This is a genomic window from Pseudomonas sp. B16120, assembly GCF_044218845.1.
GTDB lineage: Bacteria > Pseudomonadota > Gammaproteobacteria > Pseudomonadales > Pseudomonadaceae > Aquipseudomonas > Aquipseudomonas paracarnis.
On sequence record NZ_CP162588.1, the window covers coordinates 3,035,920 to 3,050,440 of the forward strand.

The following is a 14,521-nucleotide window of genomic DNA, read 5'->3' on the forward strand; positions in this document are numbered from 1 at the left end:
GACGCCTTAGCTCTATGCGGTACAGATTTTTCACCGGCCAGCAAAGAGGTGCCTCATGCCCCAGCCTAAAGCTCCCCAGACCCACAATCGCAACGACCCCGCCATCGACGGCGGCGAGCCTGCCCCTGGCACCGCCGCCGATGCGCCCAAGGATCCAACGCCTGCCAGCGACCCAAAGGCCAAGGAAAACGACTACAGTCCAGACTTCAAGCCCGAGCGCGAGCACAAGCCTGAAACCGATGCCGATATCGATACCCAAGGCGGTTAGAGGAGACGCACATGTCAAAAGAACTGGACGATGAACTCAACGACCCCGGCAATGAAGACCCGGGTTCGTTGATGGACGATGCCGAGGTGCCGCTGAACGACCTGGATGAAGCGGCGGACGTTGGCAACACTGAAAATCAGGACTGATCCGGCGGCGGGCCCGAGGGATTGCTGAGCTTGAAGTAGACGTCTTCCTCGGCCCCGCCGTCCAGCGACACCTCCTGGCCCACCACGCGGTTATCGATCAGCGTCTGCGCCTGATCGCGGCTGATATTGACCACCGTGCTGCGCTTGCCAGTGATCACATACACCACATCCACCCCATGCTCGGCCAAAGCTGCCAGGTAGTTGGCATGGGGCAGGTCTTCGCCCAGTTCATATTGACGTTGCTCGCGTGTGGTCACGCCGCCTGCCTGCGCCAGGTATTGCTGCGAATATCCCAGGCGTTGGCGTTCCTCAAGCAATCGTTGGGCGATCTTTTTCATTAGCTGACTCGCAGTGTGGGTCTTGGCTGTTTGAAACCCCGGCGTGGTGCAGGATTCAATTTTTTTGCGCAGCCTGACGCTCATACCATGCCAGCATGGGCTGGGTAGTCAGGCCATGGGCCAGGATGCTCAATGCGATGACCGACAACGTCAGGTTGACCGCCACCGCACTGCTGGTGCCCACCAGACCGTGGTTGAGCGCATAGAACAGGTAGTAAATGCTGCCGATCCCACGGATGCCGAACCAACTGACCAGGCTGCGTTGGCGATGGTCCAGCAGGCGGCCCCAAGGCATGGCGAATACACTGGCGGGGCGAATCACACAGAACAGTAACGGCGCCACCGCCAACGCGGCCCACTCCCAGTGGCTGACCAGCACGATGCCCAAGACGGTCACCAGGAACACCTCCATGGCCCGCTCCACCAGGCTGCCGAAGGCCAGCATGTCACCCATCATCACGCCTGCCGCGATCTGGGTGTCCTTCAACTGGCTGACGTCGCCGTGCAAGGCTTGCTCGGGCTCGATTTCGAGGTGGCCCACCACCGGTTGCGCCAGGTGCTCGGCGGGTGTCTGGGCGTTGCCGGTGGACTTCACCTCGGCCTGACGCAACCCCAGGCCCGCCGCGAATACCGACAGGAAGCCATAGCCGCCCACGGCTTCGGCGGTCACATAGGCAAGGGCGATCAATGCCAGTGTCAGGTAATCATTGGGCGAGAGGGTGCTGTCGGCATTGATCAGGCGCAGGCGCAACGTCACACGGCCGATACCTCGGCCCATCCAGTAGCCGATCAATAGCCCGACCGGCACCGCCCATACCAGGTTTTTCAGCACCCAACCGCCGACCCAGTCGCCATCGAAGCCGCCGTGTTGCATGAACAGCAAGCCGAAGATCACAAACGGAAAGGCGCTGCCATCGTTCAGCCCCGCTTCGCCGGACAGACCGAAGCGCAGCGCGTCGTAGTCCTGGGCATTGTTGACCTGAACCAGACCCGCCAGCACCGGATCGGTCGGCGCCAGGATCGCGCCCACCAACAAAGACACCCCCCACGACAGATCAAGCAGGTAATGCAGCAACAGCCCGGTGCCGAGGATGGTCAACAGCATGACCGGGCCGGCCAGGCCGAAGGCGATGCGCCAGGTGCGATGCTTGAGCGGCAGGCGCAATTTAAGGCCGCTGACAAACAGCGAAAACAGCACTGCCACTTCGGTCAGGTGCTCCATCCAGCGCGCCGACCCCTTGATGTCCAGGTGCAGCAGGTCCACACCGAGGGGGCCGATGGCGATGCCGAGCAACAGGCACACCGCCGAAGTGGTGACCGGCATCCAGCGCAGGTAGGAGGACGTGAGGGCGAGGGTGAGCAGCACCGCGCCCAATACGGCCAACCATAGAATGAAAGTCATAGTGCGTGCACCCGGCCGTGGTTCATTCAGGTTGGAGGGCGGTGGCCAAGTGCGGGTTCAAACAATCACCGGGTTGAAGTGGCATTCTGTGGGAGCGGGCTTGCCCGCGAATGCGGTATACCCGTCAACAGAGTCGGTGTCTGACACCCTGTATTCGCGAGCAAGCCCGCTCCCACATTTGACTGTGTTTGGTCATGACACTCCCTTGGCATGACACCTCAGCGAGCCCCTAGCGGCGGCAAGCGCCGTTTCACCGGGGTTTTCTTCACAATCGCAGTATTGGTTTCGGCATACCCATTGATCCGGTCCAGCAGGCTGTCCAACTGATCCATGGTGCGCACATGCAGGCGTGCGATGAAGCAGTCCTCGCCGGTGACCTTGTCGCATTCGGTGAACTCAGGGATCGCCTGGATCTGGCGCTCCACTTCCTGCAGTTTGCCGGGCAGGGGGCGGATGCGCACGATGGCTTGCAGCAGGTAACCGAAGTGTTTGGGGTCGATGTCGACGGTGTAGTGGGTCAGCACGCCGCGTTCTTCCAGGCGCCGCAGACGTTCGCTGACGCTGGGTGACGACAGCCCGGTGATGCCTGCCAGGGCCTTGAGGGACAACCGCGAGTCGTCCATCAAAGCGGCGATCAATTGCTGGTCGATGGTGTCGATCATGGTCTGTGCCTAATAAGAAAAGGTGATTTCGGGCTTTTGCCTTTTTTAGTCGCTGTAGCCGTCGCCGACAGATTGCCATACTGGAGCCTCACTTGAGGAGCCTCAATCATGGATTCATCCATCCGTCGCGGGTCGTGGGAAATGGTCGCCGCCATGCTGATCTCGGGCAGCATTGGCTGGTTTGTGCTGGTGTCTGGCGTGTCGGTGATCGAGGTGGTGTTCTGGCGCTGCGTGATCGGTGCGCTGACGCTGGTGCTGGTGTGCGCCTGGCTGGGTTACCTGCGCCTGGACCTGCTCAGTTGGGCAAAACTGGGGCTGGCCGTGCTCAGCGGTGTGGCCATTGTCGGCAACTGGTTGCTGCTGTTCGAATCCTACTCCCGTGCCTCCATCGCGATCAGCACCGCGGTGTACAACGTGCAGCCGTTTATTCTGGTAATGCTGGCGGCTGTGTTTCTCGGTGAAAAAATCACCGTGCAGAAACTGGCGTGGTTGAGCGTGGCGTTCCTGGGCATGTTGGCGATTGTTACCGCCCATGGCGAGCAAACGGGTGGAGGAGATTACCTGGTAGGCATCGCGCTGGCCCTGGGCGCGGCATTTTTGTATGCGGTCGCGGCGTTGATCATCAAGCGCCTCAAGGAAGTACCGCCGCATTTGATGGCATTGATCCAGGTGGCCACTGGCGCGCTATTGCTGGCGCCGCTGGTGCCCTGGAATGGCCTGCCGGCATCCACCACGACGTGGGCGGCCTTGGTCACCTTGGGGGTGGTGCACACGGGTTTGATGTATGTACTGCTGTATGGCGCGATCCAGAAACTGCCGACGGCCATTACCGGCGCACTGTCGTTCATCTACCCGATTGCGGCGATCTTTGTGGATTGGATTGCGTTCGGGCATCGCCTGGGGTGGCTGCAATGGCTGGGTGTGGCGGCGATTCTGCTGGCAGCGGCAGGGTTGCAGCGGGGCTGGTGGTGGCCCCGCAACCTCGGTAGGCGCGAGCTTGCTCGCGAAGAAGGCTAACGATGACGCAGCGCATCGGGTTGAAACGCGGCGTCCTCGAGCTTTTCGCGAGCAAGCTCGCTCCTACAGATGAGGGTTAGTGCGTGCCCTGATAGATGAGGTTTTCCGGGTTGAAATGCTCCACCGCGCTGCCAGGCTGCGGCAGGCCGAGGATATGCCCCTTGATCTTGCCCACCACATGCATCTCGCAGGGTTTGCAGTCGAACTTCAGGGTCAGCACTTCGTCACCGTGGATCAATTGCATCGGCGCCACCTTGGTCTTTACCCCGGTCACACCCTTGGCCTGTTTAGGGCACAGGTTGAACGAGAAACGCAGGCAGTGCTTGGTGATCATCACCGGCACTTCGCCGGTTTCTTCGTGGGCTTCGAAGGCTGCATCGATCAGCTTCACGCCGTGACGATGGTAGAAGTCCCGGGCCTTCTGGTTGTAGACGTTGGCCAGGAACGACAGGTGCGCCTCAGGGTAAACCGGCGGGGGCGAGGTTTCAGCCTTGCGCCCGCCCCGCGGATGCGCGGCGACGCGTGCGGCGGTCAGTGCTTCGATCACTTCACGGCGTAACGCCTTGAGCTGCGAGTTGGGGATGAAGAACGCCTGCGGCGCATCCAGTTCGATGCGGGTGGCGTGGTACTCGGTGGTGCCGAGCTGGCCGAGCAGGTCGCGCAGGGTGTCCAGCGCCTGTTCCGGTTTGTTGGCCACGCCAAACGGGCCGGGCAGGGTGACACTGGCGCTGATGCCTTCTTCGCTGGTCGCGGTGATTTGCAGTTGCTCTTCACGCAGGCGCGCGACCCATGACAAACCGATACGGCGCTCGGCCGAGGTCTTGAGCAGGGCCTGTTGCCAGTTGTGGTCCAGGTTGCGATTGAGCGGGTGATGCGGGCGCAGTTGGTGCAAACCGGCCGGCATTTCGTTGGGCTCGACGCGGTAGCGGTAGCGCTTCTCACCGTCTTCCTCGAACTCACCCTTGGGCTCGGCGATGTTGGCGCGAAAACCCACCACTTCACGCTTGATCAGCACATTGAGGCCGTCGCCGTTGGACAGCGGCTCATGGGTGACCACCTGCAAGTCGCGCTTGCCAGCTTTTTCCACGGTGCCCACGGGCAGGCCGGTAAAGGTCGGGGTGTCAAACGCGCCGATGTCGATCTTACGGTCGCTGACAAAGTAATCGGTGCTGCCCCGGTGGAAGGTTTTTTCCGGGTCGGGCAGGAAGAAGTGCGCGGTACGCCCGCTGGAAGCGCGGGCCAGGTCCGGGCGGTCTTCGAGGATCTCGTCGAGGCGCTGTCGGTAGTAGGCGGTGATGTTCTTCACATAGCCCATGTCCTTGTAGCGGCCTTCGATCTTGAACGAACGCACACCCGCTTCGACCAGGGCGCGCAGGTTGGCGCTCTGATTGTTGTCTTTCATCGACAGCAGGTGCTTTTCAAAGGCTACCACGCGGCCTTGGTCATCTTTCAGGGTGTAGGGCAGGCGGCAGGCCTGGGAGCAATCGCCACGGTTGGCGCTGCGGCCATTTTGCGCGTGGGAGATATTGCACTGCCCGGAGAACGCCACGCACAGGGCGCCGTGGATAAAGAACTCGATGGCGGCATCGGTCTCGTCGGCAATGGCGCGGATCTCTTGCAGGTTCAACTCGCGGGCCAGTACCAACTGCGAGAAACCGGCCTGGTCGAGAAACCTGGCCCGGCCCAGGGTGCGGATGTCGGTCTGGGTGCTGGCGTGCAGCTCGATCGGCGGAATATCCAGCTCCATCACGCCCAGGTCTTGCACGATCAGCGCATCCACACCGGCATCGTAGAGCTGATGGATCAGCTTGCGCGCGGGCTCCAGCTCGTTGTCATGCAAAATGGTGTTGATGGTGGTGAAGACGCGGGCGTGGTAACGGCGGGCGAATTCCACCAGTTGGGCGATATCGCTCACCTCGTTACACGCATTATGGCGGGCGCCAAAGCTCGGCCCGCCGATGTAAACGGCGTCGGCGCCGTGCAGGATAGCCTCGCGCGCAATGGCGACATCGCGGGCAGGGCTGAGCAATTCCAGGTGATGCTTGGGCAAGGACATAGTTTTTTTAGTCAGGCTTGTCACGGTTGAGGCGCGCATTGTAGCTGTGAAATGCCTGGGCGGCATCTACCGCAGGGCTGTCGGGCCTAATGCGAGTCCGTTAAGCGAACGCATTACTCAACGCAACGAAGCCCCAATGTGGGAGCTGGCTTGCCTGCGATGGCGATTGAACATTCACCACCGCTATCGCAGGCAAGCCAGCTCCCGCCTTTTTGACGGCGTTCGACATTCCGATCAGATCGGCGCTAACGGCGTCACAGATTCAAGCCTTGGCAGCCATCGCCGTCACTTCCACCCGCATACCTTCTACCGCCAAGGCGGCAACGCCCACTGCCGCCCGCACTGGCCAGGGCTTGGCGAAAAAGCGCTTGTAGACCTCGTTGAACGCCGCGCGGTCGGCCATGTCGGTGAGGTAGATGGTCAGGTGCATGACCCGGTCCATGGAGCTGCCGGCTTTTTCCAGCGCAACTTTCAGCGCTTGCAGGGTGCACTCGCTTTGCAGGGTGATATCGCCCAGCTCCAGGCTGCCATCGGCATGGGTGGGAATCTGGGTGGAGACCAGGATGCCGTTGAAGCCGATCACGTCGGAGGAGATGGAATCGGCGTCCGGGTCAGGGGTATAGGACAGGTCGTGGTTGGCCATGGGCACCTCGTGTTGGCAGGAACAGAAAGGCGCCATGGTCGGTGAAATTCAGCCCAGGGGCAAACCCCGGCTTATATCCAGCGTCGGAACAGTACGCTGGCGTTCACGCCGCCAAAGCCGAAGCCATTGGACAGCGCATATTCAATCGGCATGGGACGCGCCTCATCGCGCACCATGTCCAGGCCGTCGGCGAGGGCGTCCGGGTTTTCCAGGTTGAGTGTCATTGGCGCGATCTGGTCACGCAGGGCAAGCACGGTAAAGACGGCTTCGATGCCCCCCGCAGCACCGAGCAAGTGGCCGGTGGCGGATTTTGTCGAGCTGATCGCCGGGCTGCCGCCGGTACCGAATACCGTCCTGATCGCCGCCAGCTCGCCTTTGTCGCCCACAGGCGTGGAGGTCGCGTGGGCATTCAGGTACTGCACCTGCGATGCCTCGATGCCCGCCTGGCGCAACGCTTGAGTCATTGCCCGGCGCGCACCGTCACCGTCTTCAGGCCCTGCGGTCATGTGATAGGCGTCTGCACTGGTGCCATAGCCCACCAGTTCGGCAATCGGCTGCGCGCCCCGCGCCAGGGCATGCTCCAGTTCTTCAATTACCAGAATGCCGGCGCCTTCGCCCATCACAAAGCCGTCGCGCGCTTGATCGAAGGGGCGCGAAGCGCGCTGCGGCGTGGCATTGAAATCGCTGGACAACGCTCGCGCTGCGGCGAAACCGGCCAGGCTGACGCGATGAATCGCCGCTTCGGCACCGCCGCATACCGCGACGTCGACTTCCCCGGCGCGGATCATTCGCGCTGCGTCGCCGATAGCCTGAACCCCGGCTGCACACGCGGTTACTGGCGCACCCAGCGGGCCTTTCAAGCCATAGTTGATCGACACATGCCCGGCGGCCATGTTGCTCAGAAACGATGGAATGGTGAAGGGCGACAGACGACGCGGGCCCTTGCTGTCAGTGGTGCGCACCGCATCGGCAATGGCCGGGAAACCACCGACACCGGAGGCGATGATGGTCGCTGTGCGCGCCTGCTCCTCAGGTGTTTTGGGTGCCCAATTGGCCTGCTTCAGGGCTTCATCCGCCGCCGCCAGGGCGAACAGGATAAAGCGGTCCATCTTGCGCTGTTCCTTGGCCGCCAACAGTCGATCAGGATCAAAACCGGCTTCGGGGTCTTGCAACGCACTTTGCACCTGGCCGCCGATGCTGACCGCCAGATCACCGATCAACTCTTGCGGCAAACGGCGGATGCCCGACTGCCCGTCCAGCAAGCGCTGCCAAGTGGATTCCACGCTCGACCCCAGCGGCGTCAGCGCGCCCATGCCCGTCACGACGATACGTTTACTCATGCTCAATCGACTCCTGTTGCTTGAAGGATACACAGCGTATGGACGTCACTATCATCATGAAAGTAACATGGTGTCCTACAAGTTTGTACTCGCACACAGGAATACTTATGCAGCGCAAATCCCTCATCAGTGCCGAATGCCCCATCGCCCGTAGCCTTGAACGGGTAGGGGAGTGGTGGAGCATGCTGATCATGCGCGACGCCTTGCACGGCCTGCGCCGTTTTGACGAGTTCTCGCGCAGCCTGGGCATCGCGCCCAACATGCTGACGCGGCGCCTTAATGGCTTGGTAGAAGCGGGCATGCTGGAGCGCCGCGCCTACAGCGAGCGGCCGCCACGCTACGAATACGTGCCGACGGCCAGGGGCGAAGACTTTCGTATGGTGCTGATGGCGTTGGTGGCCTGGGGCAATCGGCATTACGCCGAGGAGGGCATCAGTGTCGAGGTGGTGGAACGCGAGACGGGCCGGCCGGTGCAGCCGATGATGGCGACGGCGCAAGGTGCGTGGGTGGCGATGGATCAGTGCGTGGTACAGCCCGGCCCGGCCGCCAGCGCAGGGATGCGCCAACGGCTGAGCCGTGAGTGAGTGATTACTCTTTTACATCCATGAACTCTTCTGCCCACGCCACATAGCTCTCAGGCAAGGTGTAGGTGTGGGTCAATTCCGTCGCACTGAGGTTCGAGGTGCTGTGGGTCAGCTGACGCTGGGCACGCAGGCTGTCGTAAGTGGCCTTGATCGCGGCGAAGTAGGCGCCATGCCCGGCCACCACGATGCGCACGCCCAGGCTGGCCAGGCGCTCGCTGTCGTGCAGTTGCGGGTTGCCGTAGGTCACCAGCATCAGCGGAACGCTGAGGTTCTGCGCGATCTGCTCCAGGTGGTCGAAGTCCTTGACGCCGACCATGCAGATGCCGTCAGCACCGGCCTTTTCGTAGGCCTTGGTCCGCGCAATCACGTCGCTGGTGGGCAGCACGCCGGCATTGGTGCGCGCAATGATCGACAGCGCCGGGTCGACACGTGCCTCCAGCGCGGCCTTGACCTTGCCGATGCCTTCTTCGACGGAAATCAGGTCCGTGGATTTACGCCCGAATTGCGCGGGCAAGAGGGTGTCTTCGATGGTCAGCGCAGCGACGCCGGCGCGTTCCAGTTCTTCGACGGTGCGCATCACGTTCAGGGCGTTGCCGTAGCCATGGTCGGCATCGGCGATGAAGGGCAACTGGGCCACACGGCCGATGCGGGTGGCTTGCTCGACGAACTCACTCAGGGTAATCAACGCAAAATCGGGGGCCGCCAGCACCTGCAGGGAGGCGACTGAACCGCCCAGGATTCCCACTTCAAACCCCAGGTCGGCCGCGATGCGGGCAGACATGGGGTCGAATACGGAGGCGGTTTCAACGCACAGGGGCGTTGCCAGCAGGTCACGGAAGTTACGGCGTAGCGCTGAGTGAGAAATCTTGGGCATGGTCTTTCCTGGCTTTGGTCATCGTCAAGTGACGATCAATGTCTATTCGTGGTGCCGGGAGATTACCACGCAGATGCCCCTGTGATTATGACGTTTGAGCAGGCGTGCTAACGAGCGCCGGGGCTGTATGCCGGGCCGGCCTGAGGTCAGCGACGAGGGGCCGGGGATTCCCGAAGCGGACCTGGAGCGTGTATTCGACCCGTTCTTTCGCCTTCGGCGTGGTTCGGGCTTGATGGCCCGGATTGAATTTGCGCGCTAGCGTGATGCGATATACGCATTTTTATTGAATTAGGTTATGCGTAATCAGTATTTTACATCTTACCTTCAGCCCGCAAAAATAGCCCTCACACCCCATAGCTATAAACAATAACCTTTTAAACCGAGACCGTGCGTGCGGATCGACTTGCATGCCCCACAAGGCATCTGGAGACGAACGTGCGTTACCTCAAAATCCTGGCGGCCGGGTTCGCCGCCTCATTTCTGTGCCTGACGGCGCAAGCGCAAACCCTGGTGGTCGGCGACCAGAGCTACAACGCCCAGGCCGTGATGGAAGCGGCGGGGGTGCTGGATGACTTGCCCTACACGCTGGACTGGAAACAGTTCACGGCCGGCTCACCAGTGGCCGAAGCGCTCAACGTCGGCAGCCTGGACCTGGGCCTGCTCGGGGATGCCCCGGTGTTGTTCCTGGGCGCCTTGGGTGCACCGATCAAGGTGATTGCCGTCAGCCGGCAGAATCTCGACGGCGTAGCCATCCTGGTAAAAAAAGACTCGTCGATCCGCAGCCTGGCCGATCTGGCAGGCAAACGCGCCGCGATTTGGAAGGGCTCCTGGAGCCAGCAATTGTTGCTGACCGCGCTGGACAAGGCCGGGGTTGCGCGGGATTCGCTGCAATGGCGTTACCTCAGCGCCCTGGACGCCTCCCACGCGCTGGAAGGCGGTGCCGTTGACGTGATCGCCACTTGGGAACCCTACGTCACGCAACAGGAACGCCAAGGTGCGCGGGTGCTGGCAACCGCTGAAGACTTGATCCCGGCCCAGAGTTTCATTGCCGCCAACGCCAGTGCTGTGGAGGCCAAGCGTGAACCCATCAGTGACTTTCTCCAGCGCCTGAAAAAAGCCCGCGACTGGGCGCGCCAGAGCCCGGCCAACGCCAACGCGTATGCCGATGCCTGGGCCAAGCGCACCCGCGCTGATGCCGACATCGCCCGCGTCTGGTTTGCCCGCGCACGCACCACCGTCGAGCCGCTAACGCCTCAGGCGCCCATCGAGGCGCAAAAGACCGTGGACTTTTTTGCCGGCCTGGGTCTGGTCAAGTCTTACTCGGCCGCCACGTTGTTCGACCCTTCATTCGCGGCCGCCTTGCAACCCGCCGTTGTCACCACCCAGCCCTGACCGCTTGAAGGACTACTGCGCAATGACTAAAAGACAGCTCAAACTGGGCGCTCTGACCATGGGCTGCGGTGGGCCGGGCCGCCATAACCTGTGGCTTGATCCGCAATTGCCGGCCGATGCCAGCGTCAACGTCGATTGGTACATCGAGATAGCGCGCCAGGCCGAGGCGGCGCTGTTCGACCTGATGTTCATCGTCGACAGCCAGTTCATCACCGAAGGCTCGCCCTCCCATTACCTCAATCGCCTGGAGCCGCTGACGTTGCTGTCGGCACTGGCCGTGAGCACGCGGCATATCGGCCTGGTCGGTACGCTGACCACCTCGTATAACTCGCCGTATAACGTCGCCCGGCGCCTGGCCTCCCTGGACCTGATCAGCAAAGGCCGCGCCGGCTGGAACGTGGTGACCAGTGGCGATGCCGGTACCGCCGGCAACTACAGCCGCGACGAACACTACGACTACGCCACCCGCTACGGGCGTGCCGCCGAACATGTTCAGGTGGTGCAGGGGCTGTGGAACTCCTATGAAGATGATGCGTTTGTGCGCAACCGTGCCACTGGGCAGTTTCTCGACCCGAGCAAGCTGCACAGCCTGAACCACCAGGGCGAACACTTTTCGGTGGTGGGCCCGCTGAATATCCAGCGCTCCCCCCAGGGCCAACCGGTGATATTCCAGGCTGGCGACTCCGAACAAGGCCGCGACCTGGGCGCCGCCACCGCCGATGTGATCTTCACCCACGCAGCCAGTATTGAGCAGGGCCAGGCGTTTTACCGGGATATCAAGGGTAGGGCGGCACAACGGGGGCGCGATCCGGAACAGGTACTGATCATGCCCGGTGCGGAAATTTACGTGGGCGACACCGATGCCCATGCCCGGGAAATCGAGCAGCACTATCATCAGCTCGACCACAGTTTCGCGCTGGCGCTCAAGGAGTTCGGGCGCAATTTTGGTTGGCATGATTTCAGCCAATACGACCTGGACGCGCCGTTCCCGCAAGAGAGCCTGGAGGCCGCGCGCAGCAGTTTTTTCACCGCAGCCAAACGCATCGCAGACCAGGCCCGGGAAAAGGGCTTTACCCTGCGCCAGGCCGTCGAGTTTGGCCGGCAATTGCGCCCAGGCGCGTTCGTGGGCAGCGCCGCCACGGTGGCGCAGAAACTGGCGGATTGGTTCCAGGCGCGGGCGGTGGATGGGTTCAATATCTACATCGGGCACCCTGGGCAATTTGATCGTTTTACTCAGGAGGTGATCCCTTTGCTGCAGGAGCGCGGTGTTTATCGCACGGCCTACGAGGGCTCGACCTTGCGTGAAAGCCTGGGCTTGGCGATTCCGAGGTTTGCGCGCACCCCCTCACCCTAAGGGGTGATTTCGATGACTTTGCGGGTGTGGGACTATCACTTCAGTCCCCGGCGCCAGTGACCTGGTGTCGCACCCAACCGTTATGACGGCGAGTCTTCGAAGTGGATAATGATCGACTGTCTTCAGCCCAGTGGTTCGAACAGATAGCCAGGGTGACCGAGAGCATCGGGCACGCGGGGTTTGCCGCCACGTTGTTCGATGCCCTGGGGTGTATCCGCCCCATTCAGGCCACGACCTTGTACCTGTACCCCCACGACGGTATGCCCAGCGCAGTGTTCGAACTGGACGGGCCATGGCTTCCCCAGGGCAATGTGCGCCAGTACCTCTCCGGGTTTTACTTGCTCGACCCGTTCTACGGCGCCTGCGTGGAGGGGGCGGCTTCCGGCTGCTACGACCTCGCCGACGTAGCCCCCGATCACTTCGAGCACAGCGAGTACTACCAGTCGTTTTACCGGCATTCGCACCTGGAGGATGAGCTCAACTACATCCTGCAGGCGAGCAACGGCTTGAGCCTGGCGGTGTCGCTGGCCTTTACGCAAAAGCTCGACGCGGCCACCACCGAGCAATTCAAGCGCATAGCACCTTGGGTACTGGCGGTGCTGGGCAAGCACTTCGCCGGCCTGGAGACTCAGGGCGCGCGCTTCGAAAGCCTGTTGGAACAGCGTATTCACTCGGCACTCAACAACTTCGGCTCGTCGCTGCTCACCGAACGCGAATGCCGGATCACCCAGTTGATCCTGCGCGGCCACTCCACACGTTCGCTGGCCGAGCGCCTCGGAGTCTCCGAAGACACTATCAAGTCCCACCGCAAGCACATCTACAGCAAGCTCGACATCGGCACGCAATCGGAACTGTTTTCCCTGTTTATCGACTCGTTGGCCGAGGCCCAGGGCGGGCTGAGCAAAGACCCCCTCGAACGCTACATGAGCAAAAGCCGTTGACCGACTGCATGACCACCCACAACAAGAGAAAAAGCCATGAACCTACCCTTTGAACCGCAACGCCAGACCCAGGACTACCAGGCCTCGGACGCGGCGCACCATATCCATGCCTTTGTGGATCAAAAGGCGCTGAATGCCGAAGGCCCACGCGTAATGGTCCGCGGTGAGGGCCTGTACCTGTGGGACAGCGAGGGTAAGCGTTACCTGGACGGGATGTCGGGCCTGTGGTGCACGCAGCTGGGTTATGGGCGCAAGGACCTGACGGCTGCGGCGGCTGCGCAGATGGATCAGCTGGCGTACTACAACATGTTCTTTCACACCACCCATCCGGCGGTGATCGAGCTGTCCGAGTTGCTGTTCAGCCTGTTGCCAAAGCACTACAGCCATGTGATCTACACCAACTCCGGTTCCGAAGCCAACGAGGTGCTGATCCGCACGGTACGGCGCTACTGGCAAGTGCTCGGCAAGCCGCAGAAGAAGATCATGATCGGTCGCTGGAATGGCTATCACGGCTCCACCCTGGCGGCGTCTGCCCTGGGCGGCATGAAATTCATGCATGAAATGGGCGGCTTGATCCCGGACGTCGCGCACATTGACGAGCCTTATTGGTACGCCCAGGGCGGTGAGTTGACCCCGGCCGAGTTCGGGCGGCGCTGCGCCCTGCAACTGGAAGAAAAGATACTGGAGTTGGGCGCGCAAAACGTCGCCGGTTTTATCGCTGAACCTTTCCAGGGCGCCGGCGGCATGATTTTCCCCCCAGAAAGCTACTGGCCAGAGGTCCAGCGCATCTGTCGCCAATACGATGTGCTGCTTTGCGCTGATGAAGTGATTGGCGGTTTCGGCCGTACCGGTGAATGGTTTGCCCATCAGCATTTCGGCTTCGAACCCGACACGTTGTCGATCGCCAAGGGCCTGACCTCCGGTTACCTGCCCATGGGCGGTTTGGTATTGAGCAAGCGCATGGCCGAAGCCCTGGTGGAGCGGGGCGGGGTGTTTGCCCATGGACTGACGTATTCCGGGCACCCGGTTGCGGCGGCGGTGGCCCTGGCCAACCTCAAGGCGCTGCGTGACGAAGGGATCGTGCGCCAGGTGAAGGACGACACCGGGCCGTATTTGCACACGCTCCTGCATGAAGTCTTTGGGAACCACCCGCTGATCGGCGAGATCCAGGGTACCGGCCTGCTGGCAGCCTTGCAGTTTGTCGAGGACAAGGGCACGCGCAAACGCTTTGCCAATGAAAACGACCTGGCCTGGCAATGCCGCACGTTTGGCTTCGAAGAAGGCGTGATTATTCGCTCGACCCTGGGCCGTATGATCATGGCGCCGGCCCTGGTGGCCAGCCGCGCGGAGCTTGATGAGCTGGTCGACAAAACCCGCATCGCGGTGGACCGCACCGCACGGATCGCGGGAAAACTGTGAAGGGCTGAGCCCCTGCATGCCGCTCGGTTGAACAGGGTGGGCGCCCCGTAGCGGCCTGCCCACCGCTCCCAATGGATGACTCATC

Annotated in this window: 15 protein-coding genes and 1 pseudogene; 9 read left to right on the plus strand and 7 right to left on the minus strand. The window is 61.8% G+C overall.

Annotated elements, in window-relative coordinates:
• Positions 1 to 55 precede the first annotated feature (55 nt).
• Positions 56 to 268: a hypothetical protein gene (locus AB4P90_RS14105; protein WP_395606039.1), complete on the plus strand. Its 213-nt coding sequence runs from the start codon at positions 56 to 58 to the stop codon at positions 266 to 268.
• Positions 269 to 279: 11 nt separating this feature from the next.
• Positions 280 to 414, plus strand: coding sequence for a hypothetical protein (locus AB4P90_RS14110; RefSeq protein ID WP_014718417.1), 135 nt, complete (start codon positions 280 to 282; stop codon positions 412 to 414).
• Here AB4P90_RS14110 and AB4P90_RS14115 read toward each other — a convergent pair.
• From AB4P90_RS14115 to AB4P90_RS14125, 3 genes are all read right to left on the minus strand, one after another.
• Positions 405 to 752, minus strand: coding sequence for a helix-turn-helix domain-containing protein (locus AB4P90_RS14115; RefSeq protein ID WP_014718418.1), 348 nt, complete (start codon positions 750 to 752; stop codon positions 405 to 407). The two genes, AB4P90_RS14110 and AB4P90_RS14115, sit on opposite strands and share 10 nt — an antisense overlap.
• A 55-nt stretch (positions 753 to 807) precedes the next feature.
• The gene (locus tag AB4P90_RS14120; RefSeq protein ID WP_019820078.1) at positions 808 to 2,154 is read right to left on the minus strand and encodes a sodium:proton antiporter; all 1,347 of its coding nucleotides are present in this window, start codon (positions 2,152 to 2,154) and stop codon (positions 808 to 810) included.
• A 218-nt stretch (positions 2,155 to 2,372) separates the two neighbouring features.
• The gene (locus tag AB4P90_RS14125; RefSeq protein ID WP_014718420.1) at positions 2,373 to 2,816 is read right to left on the minus strand and encodes an Lrp/AsnC family transcriptional regulator; all 444 of its coding nucleotides are present in this window, start codon (positions 2,814 to 2,816) and stop codon (positions 2,373 to 2,375) included.
• Positions 2,817 to 2,924: 108 nt separating this feature from the next.
• On the opposite strand from AB4P90_RS14125, the gene AB4P90_RS14130 reads away from it, so the two are divergent.
• A complete protein-coding gene (locus AB4P90_RS14130; protein WP_032903427.1) occupies positions 2,925 to 3,833 on the plus strand; it encodes a DMT family transporter in 909 nt (302 codons plus the stop codon).
• Positions 3,834 to 3,909: 76 nt separating this feature from the next.
• Here AB4P90_RS14130 and AB4P90_RS14135 read toward each other — a convergent pair whose 3' ends face one another.
• From AB4P90_RS14135 to fabF, 3 genes are all read right to left on the minus strand, one after another.
• Positions 3,910 to 5,889: a U32 family peptidase gene (locus tag AB4P90_RS14135; RefSeq protein ID WP_019820074.1), complete on the minus strand. Its 1,980-nt coding sequence runs from the start codon at positions 5,887 to 5,889 to the stop codon at positions 3,910 to 3,912.
• 262 nt (positions 5,890 to 6,151) lie between these two features.
• Entirely contained in the window at positions 6,152 to 6,532 is a 381-nt protein-coding gene (locus AB4P90_RS14140) for a RidA family protein (RefSeq protein WP_014718423.1), read from the minus strand.
• A gap of 71 nt (positions 6,533 to 6,603) precedes the next feature.
• Entirely contained in the window at positions 6,604 to 7,872 is a 1,269-nt protein-coding gene (gene fabF / locus AB4P90_RS14145) for a beta-ketoacyl-ACP synthase II (protein WP_014718424.1), read from the minus strand.
• 107 nt (positions 7,873 to 7,979) lie between these two features.
• Between fabF and AB4P90_RS14150 the strand changes: the two genes are divergently transcribed.
• Positions 7,980 to 8,456 (plus strand): helix-turn-helix domain-containing protein, encoded by a 477-nt coding sequence (locus AB4P90_RS14150; RefSeq protein ID WP_014718425.1) that lies wholly within the window; start codon positions 7,980 to 7,982, stop codon positions 8,454 to 8,456.
• A gap of 4 nt (positions 8,457 to 8,460) precedes the next feature.
• Here the strand turns inward: AB4P90_RS14150 and AB4P90_RS14155 are convergent, their stop codons facing one another.
• Positions 8,461 to 9,330, minus strand: coding sequence for an oxaloacetate decarboxylase (locus AB4P90_RS14155; protein WP_019820071.1), 870 nt, complete (start codon positions 9,328 to 9,330; stop codon positions 8,461 to 8,463).
• A gap of 142 nt (positions 9,331 to 9,472) precedes the next feature.
• Between AB4P90_RS14155 and AB4P90_RS14160 the strand changes: the two are divergent.
• The 5 genes and pseudogenes from AB4P90_RS14160 to AB4P90_RS14180 all read left to right on the plus strand — a co-directional run.
• Positions 9,473 to 9,589, plus strand: a pseudogene (locus AB4P90_RS14160) (ATP-binding protein); the annotation flags it as partial.
• A 176-nt stretch (positions 9,590 to 9,765) separates the two neighbouring features.
• Complete coding sequence (locus AB4P90_RS14165; protein WP_019820070.1) at positions 9,766 to 10,722, plus strand: ABC transporter substrate-binding protein; 957 nt, start codon at positions 9,766 to 9,768, stop codon at positions 10,720 to 10,722.
• A 22-nt stretch (positions 10,723 to 10,744) separates the two neighbouring features.
• On the plus strand, positions 10,745 to 12,076 hold the full coding sequence (locus AB4P90_RS14170) for an LLM class flavin-dependent oxidoreductase (RefSeq protein WP_014718429.1): 1,332 nt from the start codon (positions 10,745 to 10,747) through the stop codon (positions 12,074 to 12,076).
• 101 nt (positions 12,077 to 12,177) lie between these two features.
• Positions 12,178 to 13,017: a helix-turn-helix transcriptional regulator gene (locus AB4P90_RS14175; RefSeq protein ID WP_032873985.1), complete on the plus strand. Its 840-nt coding sequence runs from the start codon at positions 12,178 to 12,180 to the stop codon at positions 13,015 to 13,017.
• A 36-nt stretch (positions 13,018 to 13,053) separates the two neighbouring features.
• Entirely contained in the window at positions 13,054 to 14,436 is a 1,383-nt protein-coding gene (locus AB4P90_RS14180) for an aspartate aminotransferase family protein (protein WP_038450089.1), read from the plus strand.
• Positions 14,437 to 14,521: the final 85 nt, after the last annotated feature.